Source organism: Clostridium sp. YIM B02500, from assembly GCF_022324665.1.
Taxonomy (GTDB): Bacteria; Bacillota; Clostridia; order Clostridiales; family Clostridiaceae; genus Clostridium; species Clostridium beijerinckii.
The window spans coordinates 1-17,585 of record NZ_JAKGTE010000034.1 but is presented as its reverse complement, the minus strand read 5'-3'; the positions used below and the strand labels follow the sequence as shown (position 1 = coordinate 17,585).

At 28.2% G+C, this 17,585-nt stretch carries 18 protein-coding genes; 5 read left to right on the top strand and 13 right to left on the bottom strand.

Features of this window, described 5'->3' with window-relative positions:
- Positions 1-84: 84 nt before the first annotated feature.
- A complete protein-coding gene (locus L1S46_RS21620) occupies positions 85-576 on the top strand; it encodes a hypothetical protein (RefSeq protein WP_238900920.1) in 492 nt (163 codons plus the stop codon).
- Between the two features lie 126 nt (positions 577-702).
- Positions 703-858 (top strand): hypothetical protein, encoded by a 156-nt coding sequence (locus L1S46_RS21615; RefSeq protein ID WP_011969194.1) that lies wholly within the window; start codon positions 703-705, stop codon positions 856-858.
- Positions 859-1,017: 159 nt separating this feature from the next.
- Here the strand turns inward: L1S46_RS21615 and L1S46_RS21610 are convergent, their stop codons facing one another.
- The 3 genes from L1S46_RS21610 to glyA form a co-directional block, all read right to left on the bottom strand.
- Positions 1,018-1,266, bottom strand: coding sequence for a hypothetical protein (locus L1S46_RS21610; protein ID WP_065417994.1), 249 nt, complete (start codon positions 1,264-1,266; stop codon positions 1,018-1,020).
- Positions 1,267-1,392: 126 nt separating this feature from the next.
- Positions 1,393-1,908, bottom strand: coding sequence for an isochorismatase family cysteine hydrolase (locus tag L1S46_RS21605; RefSeq protein WP_011969192.1), 516 nt, complete (start codon positions 1,906-1,908; stop codon positions 1,393-1,395).
- A 220-nt stretch (positions 1,909-2,128) separates the two neighbouring features.
- Complete coding sequence (gene glyA, locus L1S46_RS21600; protein ID WP_041895899.1) at positions 2,129-3,364, bottom strand: serine hydroxymethyltransferase; 1,236 nt, start codon at positions 3,362-3,364, stop codon at positions 2,129-2,131.
- Positions 3,365-3,711: 347 nt separating this feature from the next.
- Here glyA and L1S46_RS21595 point away from each other — a divergent pair, with 347 nt between their 5' ends.
- Entirely contained in the window at positions 3,712-4,470 is a 759-nt protein-coding gene (locus L1S46_RS21595; protein ID WP_017209635.1) for a threonine/serine exporter family protein, read from the top strand.
- 64 nt (positions 4,471-4,534) lie between these two features.
- The gene (locus L1S46_RS21590; RefSeq protein WP_011969189.1) at positions 4,535-4,984 is read left to right on the top strand and encodes a threonine/serine exporter family protein; all 450 of its coding nucleotides are present in this window, start codon (positions 4,535-4,537) and stop codon (positions 4,982-4,984) included.
- 10 nt (positions 4,985-4,994) lie between these two features.
- Here L1S46_RS21590 and L1S46_RS21585 read toward each other — a convergent pair whose 3' ends face one another.
- Entirely contained in the window at positions 4,995-5,552 is a 558-nt protein-coding gene (locus L1S46_RS21585; RefSeq protein WP_238900919.1) for a hypothetical protein, read from the bottom strand.
- Positions 5,553-5,641: 89 nt separating this feature from the next.
- Complete coding sequence (locus tag L1S46_RS21580) at positions 5,642-6,301, bottom strand: DUF6483 family protein (RefSeq protein ID WP_011969187.1); 660 nt, start codon at positions 6,299-6,301, stop codon at positions 5,642-5,644.
- A 225-nt stretch (positions 6,302-6,526) separates the two neighbouring features.
- On the opposite strand from L1S46_RS21580, the gene L1S46_RS21575 reads away from it, so the two are divergent.
- Entirely contained in the window at positions 6,527-7,090 is a 564-nt protein-coding gene (locus L1S46_RS21575) for a DUF4489 domain-containing protein (RefSeq protein WP_011969186.1), read from the top strand.
- Positions 7,091-7,154: 64 nt separating this feature from the next.
- On the opposite strand, the gene gshAB is transcribed toward L1S46_RS21575, so the two are convergent.
- The 8 genes from gshAB to L1S46_RS21535 form a co-directional block, all read right to left on the bottom strand.
- Positions 7,155-9,503, bottom strand: coding sequence for a bifunctional glutamate--cysteine ligase GshA/glutathione synthetase GshB (gene gshAB / locus L1S46_RS21570; protein WP_236894579.1), 2,349 nt, complete (start codon positions 9,501-9,503; stop codon positions 7,155-7,157).
- 45 nt (positions 9,504-9,548) lie between these two features.
- Complete coding sequence (locus L1S46_RS21565) at positions 9,549-10,862, bottom strand: MATE family efflux transporter (RefSeq protein ID WP_041895895.1); 1,314 nt, start codon at positions 10,860-10,862, stop codon at positions 9,549-9,551.
- Between the two features lie 96 nt (positions 10,863-10,958).
- Complete coding sequence (locus L1S46_RS21560) at positions 10,959-11,282, bottom strand: metalloregulator ArsR/SmtB family transcription factor (RefSeq protein WP_011969183.1); 324 nt, start codon at positions 11,280-11,282, stop codon at positions 10,959-10,961.
- Between the two features lie 476 nt (positions 11,283-11,758).
- On the bottom strand, positions 11,759-12,625 hold the full coding sequence (locus L1S46_RS21555) for an SDR family oxidoreductase (protein ID WP_011969182.1): 867 nt from the start codon (positions 12,623-12,625) through the stop codon (positions 11,759-11,761).
- A 144-nt stretch (positions 12,626-12,769) separates the two neighbouring features.
- The gene (locus L1S46_RS21550; protein WP_011969181.1) at positions 12,770-13,621 is read right to left on the bottom strand and encodes a DegV family protein; all 852 of its coding nucleotides are present in this window, start codon (positions 13,619-13,621) and stop codon (positions 12,770-12,772) included.
- A 171-nt stretch (positions 13,622-13,792) separates the two neighbouring features.
- Positions 13,793-14,437, bottom strand: a complete 645-nt coding sequence (locus tag L1S46_RS21545; protein ID WP_077855291.1) for a pentapeptide repeat-containing protein — start codon at positions 14,435-14,437, stop codon at positions 13,793-13,795.
- 168 nt (positions 14,438-14,605) lie between these two features.
- Positions 14,606-15,226 (bottom strand): superoxide dismutase, encoded by a 621-nt coding sequence (locus L1S46_RS21540; RefSeq protein ID WP_017209643.1) that lies wholly within the window; start codon positions 15,224-15,226, stop codon positions 14,606-14,608.
- A 133-nt stretch (positions 15,227-15,359) separates the two neighbouring features.
- On the bottom strand, positions 15,360-17,366 hold the full coding sequence (locus L1S46_RS21535) for a FapA family protein (protein ID WP_236894581.1): 2,007 nt from the start codon (positions 17,364-17,366) through the stop codon (positions 15,360-15,362).
- Positions 17,367-17,585: the final 219 nt, after the last annotated feature.

Below are 17,585 nucleotides of genomic sequence, written 5' to 3'. Positions count from 1 at the left end.
TGTATATATTTAAATATACTAACTTAATTTTATTATAAATTTATATAATAATAACTTTAATGTTCATTAATAAAGGAGGTTTTTATGGGAACTCAAAGATGGATTGCCAATGTAGATAATATAAATTATACTATAGAATATTCTAAAAATTTTTTAAGAAAGACTCTACTAGTAAATAACATTCCTGTAAAACTTCAAAGCTCTAAAACTTTTGGAGTTACACGCGAGACTACATTTAAACTAGGAAATAAAACCGCTATTCTGGTAAGTATAGATAATAACTGCGATATTGCTATTAATGGTACATACTTAGATTCAGGAGAAAAATATGTCCAAGTAAAATACATGCCTGGCTGGAATTTTATATTTTTAGGCTTAATTTTACTTATCTTTATACTCTCTTACAATAGTATATGCTCTGCACTTTTTACTTTAGCAGGTTTTTATTTTCTTATAAGAGTAAGTATAGAGCCATCTTTAAATACAAGGCAGAGACTTCTAATTTGCTCATTTATAACATTCTCCATGCATTTGTTTTTTTGGGGTGTTTTATTTGTATTAATTTCTATTTTGTAATATTTTCTTGCAAAAGGATTATAAAATAAAATATTATTTTTTATAATATCTATACTAAATTTACCACAATTAATTTTTCTTAATGTAGACATACTATATATATAATAAATTAAAGGAGATGATTTTGTGGACAATAATAATAATAAAGATTATTCAGAAAGTAATTTTTTAAGAAATGGTAACAAAACTCAAAATCAATATGCGAAAAGTAGTTACAATACAACAATAAAAAAACCTGGAAGAAATGAAAGTGGTATTGAAGCTGAAAAAAGAGGATTTTAATTTCCGAGCCAAATTAACATATTAATAATAAATTTCCCCTAAAAATCTATTATGCTTTTTAATCTAAAATAGAAGAAGTTTCATATAGTTAAATCCTTACAACTATAAGAAACTTCTTTTATTCAATAAGTACTTGAAAATATATAATTCTAATTTAAATCATTTATAAACATTATACTCATCTAATAATCCTAAGATTCTTTTTACCGCATGCTTTGCATCTTTAGGTAATCTTTCCATAGCTTGTTCCCTTTGACTTTCATCACTAATTTGAGCTATTTGAATAACTCTTTGCTGAAGTCCTGGCACCTTGTTTAATTCAGATACAGCTTTATTAAATTTATTAGCAAAGTCAGGATCTTGTTGCATTCTTTGTTGAACATTCATGATTAATTGATAAGGATTCATTAATTTTTCCTCCCATAAAACCTTCTTTCTTCATAATATATATTATTCTGAAATACTTTAAATGTTCATGAGAAATTTTTAAATAAAATATTTATAAAAACTTAATCTTAATTTTATTAGTTTTTTTCATATATAAGCTACTCCGATTGACTTTAATTTGTTCGTTATTCTACGATATTTTTCATTATTAATAATTCCTATGCTATTGCTGGGTATGATAACATTAAGTCCAATCTTAACAGCACTTCTTGCAGTCTTAAAAATACATTCATTATTATCAACTCCAACCAACTCTATTTTACTCACTTCATTCTTTTTCATGAATTTCACTAAATTACTATTTCTAAAAGCACTTGCAAATTGTTTTTCAAAATAATTTTGCGATACTATCTTAATCCTCTTATCCAATTTGGCCCCTTTAGTTCCTACAAGACCGTATCCAAAAAACTTCTTATAAAAAAAATTATTAGGAAGTACACTAGCAATATAAATTACTATATCTTTATTTCTCTGATAAAATATAATTTTCTTATTTATATTATTAATAAGATTATCTACATCTTCAAAATTAAATCTCTCTTTATTACGCTGTTCACCAATAAAATCTTCTTGAGCATCAATAATTAAAAGTGCTTTTTTCATCTATCTCCTCATCTTCCACATAAATCATATTATATTTTCAAAATCTCTTATGTAAATTCTAAACCTCACTTTATTTTATTATTATCTTAAGTATTTAATTACTTATTTAAGTATAAATAATAGAGACAATAAAAATAATAATTTCTATTTACTCTTTAGAATTCTAGATAAATATAACAAGAGGCTTCATATAAATGAAGCCTCACTATGTCCTTATTACTTAATTGTATAGTGGATGTTTATCGCATAAAGTTTCTATTCTAGTTTTAAGAGCTGATAAATCTCCATCTCTATTCTCTATTGCCTCTGATATAACCGCTGCAATTTCAGCCATATCATCCTTTACAAAACCTCTAGTTGTTATCGCTGCTGTACCAATTCTGATTCCTGAAGTTACAAATGGACTTCTTGTTTCATTAGGTACTGTGTTTTTATTAACAGTTATTCCAACGGAATCTAATAAAGCCTCCGCTTCTTTTCCTGTTATGTCTTTGTTATTTAAATCAACTAAGAATACATGGTTATCTGTTCCACCTGATACAATTTTAAAACCTCTAGCTATTAATTGTTCTGCAAGTTCTTTACAGTTTTCAACTACATTTTCTCCATATGTTTTAAAACTTGGATCTAATGCTTCTTTAAAACAAACAGCCTTAGCAGCTATAATATGCTCTAAAGGACCTCCTTGTATTCCTGGAAATATGTTTTTATTTAATACTTGAGCATATTTCTCTTTACAAAGTATTAACCCACCTCTTGGACCTCTTAAAGTCTTATGAGTTGTTGTTGTTACAAAATCAGAATATGGCACTGGTGATGGATGAACACCTGCAGCAACAAGTCCTGCGATATGAGCCATATCTACCATTAGTAATGCACCAACTTCATCAGCTATTTCTCTAAACTTTGGAAAGTCTAAAATTCTTGCATATGCGCTTGCACCAGCAACTATAAGCTTTGGTTTATGTTCAATAGCAAGCTTTCTTACATTTTCATAGTCAATCATCTCAGTTTCCTTATCAACTCCATAAGACACAAAGTTAAACAATTTTCCTGAAAAGTTAACTGGAGAACCATGAGTTAAATGCCCACCATGGCTTAAATCCATACCCAACACAGTATCTCCTGGTTCTAATACTGCAAAATATACAGCCATATTAGCTTGTGAACCTGAATGAGGTTGAACATTAGCATGCTCTGCTCCAAATAATTCCTTAGCTCTATCAATTGCAATTTGTTCTATTTCATCTACAACGTGACATCCTCCATAATATCTTTTATTCGGATATCCCTCAGCATATTTATTAGTTAAATAAGAGCCCATAGCTTCCATAACAGCCGGACTTACAATATTTTCTGAAGCTATTAATTCTATTCCTTTTTGTTGTCTAACTAGCTCTTTCTCAATTAAATCATAAATTTCTTTATCTTCTCTTTGTATATTTTCAAAATTCATCTTAATAAATCACCCCAATATATTTTTGTTCCCTAACGGGCACGAGAAACCACTTTAACATAATATAAAATATGTACAAGAGTTTCACTTATATTCAAATTATATGTTTTCTTACTAAATTTATCAACTATTTTTTATATTTTTATATTGCCTTTAGTAGAATTTGTTATATTTTATATTATCTTATAGATTCAGTCTACTATATTAATATGCTTAACTTCCAATGATTTTATCCTCTGATAACATATAATCTTTCATTATTAAATATTATATAACTTACTCCTATAAGAATTATTTATTATGTGCTATAATTCATTTGTTATAAAAAATATATTGGAGAAAAAATTATGGACTTAAATAAATTACTCAAAGTATCTACATTGGCTGGAAAAATAATGCTAGAAAGTGGTGCCGAAACTTATAGAGTCGAAGAAACCATTAGTAGAATATGTACTGCCTTTGGTGCTCATACAGTTGATAGTTTTGTAATACCGACAGGGATAATTGTAACAGTCACTTATTATGATGAGGTTGCTACCCTTGTTCAAAGAATTATTTCTAGGGGTGTTGATTTACATAAAGTAGATTTAGTCAATGATCTTTCTAGAAAAATACAAACAGAAACTATTGATATAAATGAATTTAATAAAGAACTTACAAACATATCGAATAGCCATAGGTACTCTAACTTAACCACTTTATTGTGGTCTGCTCTTAGCGCAGGATGCTTTAGTATTATGTTTGGTGGAAATCTTAAAGACTTTATTTCTGCAAGCATAATTGGCGCAGTAATAAAAATCATTGTTGTTATATGCCAAAAATTAAATATAAACGAATTTTTCACTAATTCCTTAAGTGGAGGATTGTGTGCATTTTTAGCTATAGCATTCATAAAATTAAATTTATCTAATAATTTAGATAAAACTATTATAGGTTCTATTATGCTTCTTGTTCCTGGACTCACAATTACTAATGCAATTAGAGATACTATAGCTGGTGACTTTTTATCTGGTATAACAAAAGCCTCTGAAGCATTTTTAGTTGCGGTTTCTATAGCTGTTGGCACTGGTGCAGTTTTAAGCCTATTTATAAATAACTTAGGTTAATTCTAATCCAAATAATAAGCTAATAGAATATATTTCATTTTTATTATAATATTTAGGAGGTTTTATGCTAACACAAATTGCAGTCTCATTTTTAGCATCCTTAGGCTTTGGAATAATTTTTAATATAAAAGGAAAGAATTTAATATTTGCATCTATAGGTGGTGCTATAAGTTGGTTTTCTTATCTTTATTTAAAAGAAAATTATATAGGTGATATCTTATCATTGTTTATATCCTCAATACTATTTAGCATATATTCAGAAATTTGTGCAAGGCTTTTAAAAACACCTGTAACAACTTTGGTAATTTGTGCACTTATTCCACTAGTTCCTGGTTCTGGAATGTACTATACAATGTACGAAACAATAAGTGGCAATATAAGCCGTGCAGTAGAATTAGGGTTAAATACATTAGCTAGTGCTGGAACATTAGCATTAGGGGTAATATTTGTATCTACTATAACAAAACAGGTAACAAATTTAAAAAAAGTTAAAGAAAAATTACTAGAAAAATAAATTAACTGGATTATTTTTCTAGTAATTTTTTAATCTCTTTTATTTCTTCTCTTAAATCATTTAAGGATAATTCCAAATTGTTTATCTTACTATCCATGTCCTCTTCTGATTTTTTTTTCTTAATATCGTTTGTTTGTTTATTGGGTTTGTTTTTGCTTGAATTAGTATTTTGCGAACTGCTACAAAACGGATTACTTACATTATAATTTTTAGGATCAAAGTATCTTCCTGGTCCTCCTTGGAAGTATTGCTGCTGAGCATTATATGTCTCTATTACTTGGCCAACTAATTGCAGCCAATTTCCTAATGCATTTTGAACATTGAACGGAAGCCTTCCTGATAATATATTTCCCAATATCTCTCCTATTAGAATAAATAGCTGTGGATCTACATCTTGAAATCCGTTTGGAATATCTCTACATTCTGAATTTTCAAACTCATCCTCTATGTTATCTCCATTGTCATTCTTACCGAAACTACTATATCCACATGCTCTCGCTAGATTCTCAAAATTATTCCATCCTTTAAATTCCATAGCTTCCTCTAGATTATAATTGCTTTTTATCATTATATTATTTATTTTTAGCAATGTTCCTATAATACAAACAACAAGTAATTTATACTTACTGAATTTATCTATTTATATTTAACAAAAGTTTACAAACCAAGTCTTCTTTCAAGCTCCAAGATTCCATCTTCAACTTCCTCTATAGGAAGATTACCTTCCGCTAATTCATCATAATCTTTTTCTTTAAGTCTATTGTAAAATTTAATTCCTTCTAAAATAATGCTACCATCATTATCAGTCTTTCTAAGAATATAAAATAAGGTATCCTCTGCTCTATCAAACCTATTGGTCAATTCATATATTCTAAAAATTTTCTTGTCTAAATCCAAGGAAAGTTCATAATTAATTAATTCATCCGCTACTTCTGCTGCTTCATAAAGATATTTCTCATTTATCTCATCATCTTCAGTATAAGCCTTATAAAAACCTTCTAATGATTTTTCATAATATTGAATTTTGGCACTTTCATTATTTTCCTTATCACCAATTAGTCCTTGAAGTTTCATAAGACTTCCAAATGCTATAAATTTTTCTGCATTATAATGCGTTTCTTTACCTATAAAACTTTCTATGCTGCTGAAAGAAAATATGTCTATAGTTCCTATATCGATTCCTACGATAGCCTTAAGTTTTTTGTTTATTTTTTCTTTAGCTTCTCCTATATCACCATTTACTATATCCTTTCTTACTTCTTCATTTGTTAATGTTAAAGTATTCTCTATCTCTTTCATATAATCATTCTTTATCATTGAGTCGCACCTCATCTTTTAAATTATTAGTTAAATTTGTATATTCCTAAAATATAAATACCTTTGCATTTAATTATTATACTCATAAAAATTTATAAAATATTAGATTTTCTAATACATCACATTTTTATACATTTCTCATACAATATAATATAAAAAGAATCTCTTACAACTAAATTATACGGAGAAAAACTTGATAAACTTATGATAGTATGGAGGTAATTTATGAATATTATTTGTGAAAATGAACATGATTATGATTGCTACGATACTCGTCCTAGCTGCAATTATTCTGACACTCGTCCTAGCTATTCTGACAATCGTCCTAGTTGCAGATGCTACAATCGTGCTCCAGAGCCTGGTAGAGCTTTACTAAATGTTGGTTCTGGTGGAGTTGGACCATTGCCTATAATTTCAACACCATTATCTAGACCTATACCTGTAGCTAGTGTTTCTCTAGATACTACTAATATGTGTAATCCTAAAGTGCTTTTAACATTTACTAGCATAATTTCTTTACCTGTAGATATTTTAGTAAATTTAAATTTCACACTAATAAAAACAGTTGGTGATGGATCTCCTCAACCAATAGGTGGAACATTTACTTTTGCAGAAACAGTTAGTGTCTTAGAATCTGAATCATTTAGTTTTCAATTTTGTGATTGCAATCCAGCTTATGATAACACAACTTATACAGTACAACTTGAGCCAACTAGCTTAATTTCTGTAACAGCTGGATTAACTATAACTAATGCAGTATTATCAGCTTTAGCTGTTGAATCTCTATAATTATAGCTAATTATATTAAAGGGAGCTCTTTTGAGAGCTTCCCTTATTTTTATAGTTATATATTTTAAACGAAGTTTAATACCCTTAATATTTCTACACCAATTTCTCTTTCCGTACCTTTATAAGGATAGCAATGAATATGAATTGCAGGATTAAAATTTAGTTCGATTATTGAGTAATTAGAATTTTCGTCGTTAAAATTTTCAAGCATCATGTCAACTCCACAAATTCTTGCGTTTACAGCATCCGCTGCATTTACAGCTATTATTTTAAACTTTTCAGGAATACTATCAGTATAATCTATACTATCTCCTCCAGTACTTATGTTTGAATTCTCTCTTAGATAAACAATTTCGTCTTCTTCAGGGATATAATTAAAATCTTTATTTTGTTGCTTTAAAAATAATTCTGCACTTTCATCTAAAATTATCTTTTCAAGTGGTGTTACATAGTGATGACCTCTTAACGGATCCTGATTCTTTATTTCCACTAGTTCCTTAATAGAACTGACTCCATCCCCTTTAACATTAGCAGGAACTCTATGAAGTATTCCTGCAACTTTACCGTCTATAACTAAAAAACGATATTCTTTTCCCTTAACAAATTCTTCTATGAGAACTGTATTATCATATTTAAATGCGAGTTCAAAAGCCTTTTTAATACTCTCTTCATCAGCGCCTTCTTTAAATATACTTATACCTATCCCAAAATTTGTTGATTTTGGTTTAATAACAACTGGCTTTTTAGTAAATTCTTTTATTATATTAAAAGACTCATTTATTGAATTTACCTCAATTCCTTTTGGAACTTTAATACCACTATCAGAAAGAACTCTTTTAGTCACGCTCTTATTTTCCATAATTAAAGCAGTTATATAGCTATCTTTTGATGTTTTAGTTGCCTGCTTAATATATTCTACTTTATTATTCTTTCTAAGTGATATGAAATTTTCGGATTTATCCAAAACTTCAACTTCTACTCCTCTTTTAATGGCTTCTTTCATTAATATTTGAGTAGATAGCTCTAATTCTTCATATCCTTCCAATTTAAATCTGTTTTTATAAGAATCTTCTTTATATTTCTGTGCTATATCTAAATGAGCATTGATATATCCTTCTTCTTTTACTTTTTTTTCAATTTTGTAAGCATATGTTAGTTGATTATTCTTAATTTTTTCGATCATCAAGTCAATAATTCTTTCTTTGCCAAGATTCAATTTATCATTAATATCTCTTATATTATTTAATATTTCTACTCCCCAATGCTCCTTGGAAATAAGCTCTCCATCTTTCTTTAATAAAACATCTTTTTGTCCTAGTTTTGAAATTATATTTTGGTTTTCTGTTCCCTCTTCCTGCCATCTATCATAGTCAGTTTCTTCATTAATTAGTAAAAACAAATTAAATATTTGAAGAAAATAAAGATCATCTAAGCTTATTCCTCCTTTTTCAAAAGGATTAATATCAATACTTCTATATTCTAGATATTGGATTCCATCTTTACTAAGTGAATTAAAGAAATCACTTGGATCTTTTGGTTTAAGCCTTACACAGCTATATAATTCTTTATGACTTCCTATAAGCTTATCGCTTACAAAGCTCCTTAAACTTTCAATATGCTCATCAACAGAATTATAATTAGGATATAGATCTATTTTATTCTTATACCCACATTCACTATTTCTATAAGACAAAGCCCCTTCATTTGAAAAACTATCATGTGCAATTTCTTTAGATGAATTCATACAAGGTCCCATATAGCTTTTGTCAACAACTCCACTTGCTCCTAAAAGATATATAATAATCCACCTATACCTCAAGTAATTTCTTGTAACCTTTAAGTATAAGTTATTTTTAAACTCCTTGTATCCCAATTTCTGATTTTCATTAAATATTCCGCTAAAAATCTTATGAGTGTTCTGTCTTTCATATAAACAGTATAACTTTCTCAAGAAATCATCATCAAAGGAAAAATTATAATGGATACCGCATATAAGCTGTTTTTTACCTCCATATTTTTTTATTAAATTTTCTCTGTAACGTCTAGCTTCTCTACCTTTTTCATTATCACCATATTCTGCAATTCTAATTTTATCATCGGTAGGTACTATTCCCGGCATAGACTGTGGCCATAAATATTCATCCTCAATTTCCATTGCAGCAATATCATATAGCACTCTAGAAAAATTATATGTTTCTTCTATATTTTTAAATGGTGGTGTTATAACTTCTATTTGACTTTCAGCAAAATCCGTAGTTATATATTTGTTTTCCACTTTCTCACCAAACACTGCTGGATGCCTTTTAACTGATAACTCCCCTTTATTATTTACTCTTAAACTTTCTCTTTCTATACCATAATTACCTTTTAATAATTCAAAAGGTGTAAATAATTCTTTAAGTTCATTTAACATTGACTGCCTCCCCATATAAATTTTATCTATATATTTTATTAATTCCTATTTATATTTTCTTTTCACCTCAATTATATATAATATATAAGCTACACTTCCTTTTAGAATACTCGATATAGAAATACTTATCCAAATGCCATTTAAACCAAATGGTTTTATTAAAGCTAAGGCCATTGGTATTCGTAGTGCTGTAAATACAACGCTTATAATTGAAGATATTTTAGGTTTTCCTATACCTGTAAATAATCCATTAGATACAGTTTCTGTAGTACTAAATAATTGAGAAAATGCTACTACTTGTAAGTACATATTAGCTATTGCAATTGTTTGCTGATCTTTAACAAATAATTTAACAAATGGTGTACTAAAAAACATGAATATAAATGCCATAAGAAGAGAATATACAATTCCTATCCTAAGTGCAGTGTTATACCCTTCTTTGATTCTTTTATATTTTTTAGCCCCAAAATTTTGACCTGTAAATGCAGCTATCGCACCATGAAGACCACCAATAACCATATATGTAATAGATTCAATTTGAAGTCCTATTTTTTGAGCAGCTATTGCATCTGATCCAAATATGGCTATTATTTTTGCAAGGAATATGTTTATTACAGTAAATAGAATTCTTTGTATAGCCATAGGAAATCCTAAAATTATTATTTCCTTTATCTTATTATAATCAATTTTTACACTAAAATTATACCTAAGTGTTCCCGATGATCTAAATAAATATAACAAAAACATTATAATATTAGCAATCATTGTTGCAATTGCTGCTCCTTCAACTCCTAGTTTTACAGCATAAATAAAAATTGGGTCTAATATTATATTTGCAACTACTCCTACAACATTTATGTTAAATGCTAATTTATTATTTCCAAAGCTCCCCAATATCCTTGCATATAAAAGATTAAAAAATGCAAAAATTATTGTAGGTCCACTGAAAACTAAAAATTCATATGCATCTTTTTCAACTGCAATATTATTTATATTTAAAAAATTCACAAGTGCTCTTCCTAATATAATAAGTATAGACCCAAAAATAAACGACATCACTGCATTAATTAAAAGGCCCGCATTAATATACTCTTTTACCTCATTCTCTTCTTTTTTACCTATAGAATGTGCGACTTTTATTCCTGTTCCTATAACTACTAATGAGTTTATAGAATATCCAAGGCCTACGAAAAAACTCGCTGATCCAACACTCGCTACAGCATTACTTCCAAGTCCGCCAACCCACAGCATATCAACCAGATTATATGTAAATTGTAGCAATGAACTTCCCATTATTGGTACTGATAATGTTGTTAGAACATTCAATGTTTTTCCTTTAGTTAAATCAATCTGTCTCATTTCATCTCCGTTTTTATAAATTTTTATTATTTTTAATAAGTACATTATATTTAGTATATTATAAAGATTAACAAAATCGTACTTTCATATTAACTTTTAATTAGAATCTTCATTTTTCTTATCAATTTGTACGCAATCCTCATTTTCTGTAATTAGATTAAGTAAAAACAGCACTAATCTGTTACAATTACTTGTGTTTAACTTGTACAAGTTCCAAATTCCATCTTTTCTTGCTTTAACCAACCCACAATCTATTAATACCTTCATATGATGCGATAAAGTAGGTTGTGTAAATTCAAAGCTCTCTAATATCTCACACGCACATTTTTCTCCACAAGATAATAAGTCTATTATTTTTAGCCTATTAGGATCTGAAAGTGCCTTTAAAATTCTTCCATTCTTATCATATTTCTTACACACATTTAACTCCTTTTTCAATATTAGCCATTTTACTAATCTATGTATATAGTATAGATATTCATCTATGTGTAGTCAAGATTTTTTATTTTAATTTGCCTTTTAAACCGCAATCACATATATACCTATCTATTTGATGCCATAACTCTAGCTACTGTCTTATGTTGATAAATAGTATATTTTAATCTAAGGTTTCCGCAAACATAAATGCTAGTATTATTCTTTTAGCATTTCTCATTAATATATTTTACTTTCTATAGAAATATCGCTTAAATCAAAAGAGCCAAGATTTTATTCCTGACTCTAGATTTTCTAATCAACATTTTATGATGTTATAAAGTATAATTTTAATCTATGTAAATCATATAATAAATTTTACTACTAGTTTCGTAGCTTTAAAAGTAAGCTTCCCATATAAATCTCTTAATATAATTTATGTAAAATTGTTCTTCAAAAACATTATACAAATATTTGTTTATCTACGCATTTACTATTTCTCCACCATTAACATGGATTACTTGCCCTGTGATATATGAAGCACATTGTGAAGCTAAAAATACGTATGCTCCAGCACACTCTACTGGCTGTCCTGCTCTTCCCAATGGTGTATCCGATCCAAATTTCTCAACCTTTTTTTCATCAAAGCTTGCTGGGATTAATGGTGTCCAGATTGGCCCAGGTGCAACAGCATTTACTCTTATATTAGTTTTTCCTTTTGCTAATGCAGTAGATAAAGATCTTGTTAATGTAACTATAGCACCTTTAGTCATTGAATAATCAATTAATGTTTCATTTCCCTTATATGCAGTTATTGAAGCAGTATTTATTATGCATCCACCTGCTTTCAAATGATTTAATGCTGCCCTTGTCATATAAAATGTTCCATATACGTTTGTCTTAAATGTCTTATCAAATTGCTCGTCACTTATTTGCTTGAAATCTGCACTTTCATATTGAACTGCTGCATTATTAACTAATATATCTATTTTTCCATATTCTTTAATAGTTTTTTCTAAAACATTATTACAAAAATTAGGATCACTTATATCACCTTTAATTAAGGTACATCTTCTGCCTATATTATCTATTATTTTTTTTGTTTCTTCTGCATCTTTATTTTCATTATAATAAGCAATCACTATGTCAGCACCTTGATTTGCATATGCTATAGCAACAGCCTTTCCGATTCCACTATCGCCTCCAGTAATTACTGCAATCTTGTCCTTTAATATATCTCCTTTTTTATTATAACTTGGATCATCATATATTGGAGCTGGATTCATTTCATACTCCAGTCCTGGTTGTTCTTTTTGTTCTTGTTTTGGAAAAGATGTTGGAAAATTCATTTTAATTCCTCCTGTTTTTCTTTATTTTTATAAAAATTAGTTTTTCCTATATATTAAAAAATATTTATATGCAAAAAATTAAACTTCTAGCAAGTTAGAAATTTAATTTCACTTAACTTACTAGAAGTTTATTTATAATACCTCTTATTCATCTATTCTCTCAATTGCGAGTCCTACAAGTCCTGGTCCTGTATTTACCCCAAGCGCTGGACCAATTGTTCCAGCTATTGTACACTCAACTACATTGGGTAAATCTTTTATCAAACAGTATAGGTTTTGTACCTTATCAAAACCATTTCCATCTAAAATCCAGGCTTTATATTTACCTTTTTCTAAATACATTTTAAATATACTGGTTAATTTAGATACAGCTTGCTTTGAACCTCTAACTTTAGCTGCAGTTCTATATGTTCCATCTTCTGCTACAGTTATTATTGGCTTAAGATTCAAAAACTCCCCTATTGTTCCTGCCACTTTGCCAATCCTTCCTCCTTTTTGAAGATATTCTAAAGTATCTATTGTAAAAAATAAATCTATCTTCTCTCTGTATGTAGGTAGAATTTCAATTATTTCATTAAATGTTTTACCTTCTCTAATTAACCTTGAAGTTTCCAAAACCATTGCACCTTCTGCCATTGTTAATGTTCTAGAATCAAAAACAAAAGTTTTCAGCTCCTTGAACTCCTCACAAATTAGTCTTACTGCATTATATGTTCCTGAAAATGCAGATGAAATAGTTATTATTATTGCATGCGTAAAACCCTCACTAACAACATCTTTCAGAACGCTTGTTATTTTTTCAATACTCGGTAACGATGTTTTAGGAATTTCTGTTTTTAATCTTTCATACATAAATTGGGGAGTTATATCAATTCTATCCTCATATTCCTTATCTGCATATATAATTTTAAATGGCAAAAGCCTTATTTGGTTTGCTTCTAATAACTCGATGCTTATATCCGATGCACTATCAGTAATTAATGCTATCTTTTCCACTTATTGTTCCTCCTAAATTAATTTTACATTACAATCATTATATCACTCTCTATACGTTTATCAATATTTCCAAAACATTTCGAAACTAATACCCTAACTTTTAAAAAATCTAATCTTTAAAGTCGAAAAATAAATCACCTATAGACAATTTTACTTTAACGGAAATAATACTTATTTAACTATTACACCAAGAAATCTTGCTAGCTCAACTGCCTGCATAGGAGATACAATAGCATCTTTTAGCTCTTTTCCAGTTAACGATATGTCCGATATATTATTTTCTCTAAAATCTACTTTTTTAAGAGGAGTATTAGTAAACTCAGAGTTAGCTAAATCACATCCATTAAATGCAACATACGTAAAGCTACATTCCAAAAACATACTACTTTGCATATCACATTCCTGAAATTTTACATTCTTGACCTTTGAATATCCAAAGTTTGAGTATCTGCTAACTGTATCTTTAAAAAGAACCTCTTGTATACTACTATCACTAAAATCAGATCCTAAAAGCTTGCAATTATTAAATTCTACTCTATGTATACTTCCATTTGAAAAATCAATATTTGATAAATCACAATTTTCAAATATTATATCTACTAAGTCTACATTTCTTAAACAACACTCCCTAAACACAACATTTTCGAACTTGCATGCGCTAATCTCTACCCTTTCTTCATTCATATATTCTAGACAACTATTCCTAACTAAAGTATTTGTTAAATATTTTTCATTTATGAGTTTCTCTTTAATGTTTATATTTTCTTCTAATATACTCTTTAATCTTGGTCCTAATATTTTTTTTAATTCCGCCATATGTATTCTCCTTACCCCAAAATTAATTTTAAATTTTCCTTTATTATAATTCTTATTTTATGAATTGTGTATAATAATTTACTATATACCATCTTGATTTTATTTTAGTACATATATAAAAGAGAACTTTAACTAAAGTAAAGCTCTCTTTATTGACGGAAATTAAAATCAAACCAAATTATCATTCTTATACAATTCCTCAACTCGCGCCCAGTCAATTAAATTCCATATGTTTTTAACGTAATCTCCACGTAAATTTTTATATTTCAGATAATACGAGTGCTCCCAAACATCTATTGTTAGTATTGGAGTAAATCCAAAACTTAGAGGTGTATCCTGATTTGAACTATTTGCAACTTTCAGCTTACCACGTTTATCTTTAACTAGCCAGCCATAGCCTGATCCAAATTTATTTATTGCAGTTTCGCTAACAAGCTTCTTTAACATTTCTAGTGAACCAAAAGTACTAACTATTTCGTTAAGTAGTTTCCCTTCAGGTTCCTTTTTAGGATAAGGGAAAAGAATTGAAAAATATAAATTGTGATTTAATACACCTCCACCTTGATTTATAACATCTCGATAAATTTTTTTAGGTATTTTATTTGGATTTGAAAGTATTTGCTCTAAGGTTTTTCCCTCTGTAAATTTCTCATATCCCTTAAGCACATTATTTAGTTTATCAACATATCCTTGAAGATGTTTAGTATAGTGTATTTTTACAGTTTCTTCATCAATGTATGGTTCTAGTGAATTATACGAATACGTTAATTCAATTTTTTCATATCTCATATTTTTCCTCCAAACTTTAGAGAACAAAATTCATTTTATATTATAGTATGTTTTAATTGAATAAATGTTCACCTAAATAATCAAAGTAAAAATTTGAAATCCTATCAACACACATGAGAAAATCTATAATTCTTTACAGTACAAACTTCTCAATTATTATTTCTCCTTCTTTATTGACATATGCCTTAATATCTTTACTTGAGACATCTAATGTTTTTAATCTTTCTCCAAAGCAAAAAACTGTATTGCTATATGCAATTTTTGCAGTTATAATTCCTCCTTGCAACACTTCCAATTTGGTTGTTACCCCCGAAGGACTCCCAACTATTCCAAGTTTAATATTTCCTCTTGCTGATATAACGCCCCCTCTGGCTACTGAATCATCACGTAAAAAAATAATATCATTTAGTGCTGTTAAATTCGAAACATATTGTCCTTTATCTTTTATAATAATATTTCCTGTAGATTTTATTAAAGAATCCTGACAATAGCCTATATATATGTCTGCTGGAATTATCATATTATCTTCTAACAGTTCTATTTCATTGGTTATTAACTCTTCAAGATTTCTTAAATCCTCTATTGATTCTATTTTTGATAAGTTTAATCCCATCATTTTACTTCTTATAAAACTTACTAAATCATTATTATCACTATCTTCACAAATACTATGAGTTATTATATTTAAAGACAATTTAGGTATAGATTTATACCTGTTTTCTATAAGAATTTTAACCAATTCAGAAATTTTTTTAGAGTTATTGCTAGACTCATTTAACTTTTCAACCCCACTTATAAGTTTTGATATGATATCTTTATATTCATTCAACTTTTCCAAATATATTTTCTTTTCCATATCTACTTGTCCAGTAAGAACAGTTGATTTAATCACGCTTCCTTTGATATTAATTTCTCCTCCTGCCACTATGGTAGATATGTCAACATTTTTTTCGATAGTTAAAGAATTTCCCGATTTAACTTTCATTCCCTCTTTAACATTACCTTTAATATAAACGTCTCCAACAAAAAATATATTCCCGGATTTTATATCTACATCTTGAATATTATATAAACTATTTACACTCAAAATTCCATTTTTAGATGATGGCCTGCCAGTTTTAGTGGCAATTATACTATTTCCTTCAACTTTACATCCATCGCCTATTTTTATAGGTCTGCTTTTCACAGTTTTTTTCTTTAATACTTCACCACATATATTTTTACCATCTTGCCCACTCTTACCTGGAATTATTTCTGCCAAAACTTGTCCTTCAGTTATACTGGATATAGAATATACATTCCTATAATCTATCTTTTCATTTGAGTTTTCATTTACTATCCTCTTTTCTCCAATATCAAATAACACTTTAATTTCATTTGGAGTGTCATCAATAGCACTAATACCTTCAGCTATTAACGTCTCTTCTCCATTTCCTAATGCACATGCTTCTATAAGATTTTTATATATTATTCCTTCAGTTATCTTATTTTGCCTTAATATTTCCTTTATTTCTGTTAATGTATATTTTTCAGGATAATTTTTCTCTACCTTCATCGCCTTAAGAATCAAATCTTTAGCTATTGGCTTATCCCTAAGTTTATATACGTATGCTGGTTTATATTCTACCTTTATATATCCCTTCATTTTATCCACTGAAATGTTCACTGATATTTTCTTTACTTGTTCTATTTTCTCCCCTATATAATCTATCTTATCAGATTGAGTTATTTCATATGGTCCTTTTTCACTACATAGTTCTCCATTAATAAAAAGTTTGATTTTTTCACAAGGTTTAATTGTTATCTGTTCTTTATCTACTTTGCTTAAACCTTCTATTACTACTACATTACCATTTTCTACTTTAACTCCATTTTCATCATTGTTAATTACATTATCCTCATTAGTTACAACTCTTTTCTTAGCAACATCTTTCGTGAAATCTTCCGTATAATTTAGATTATTATTAGAACTTGAGGAATATAAATCAACATCCATAACTTCTATTTCAACTTTTTTATTGATAAATGAATGATTGTCATTAATTATTTTATAGTTTAGGTCTTCCTCTGCAACATTTAATTCTTTTGAAGCATTATTTAAACATTCATCTAAATATTTTCCAACATAAGTCCTATTCATATTCCTCATCTCCTTAACTTGACATTATTCCTTAACTAATTATAACATTAATCTATTACATTTAATACTTATTTATACATATTGTTAGCTTTTCTTATATAAATTGCCACTAATCTACTAAAGAATAACAATATTTTTCTTTAATATAGGTTGTTGAATAACTAATTTTTACAAATGGTTATTTAAGAAAATATTCTTAGAAATTATATATTCCAAGGA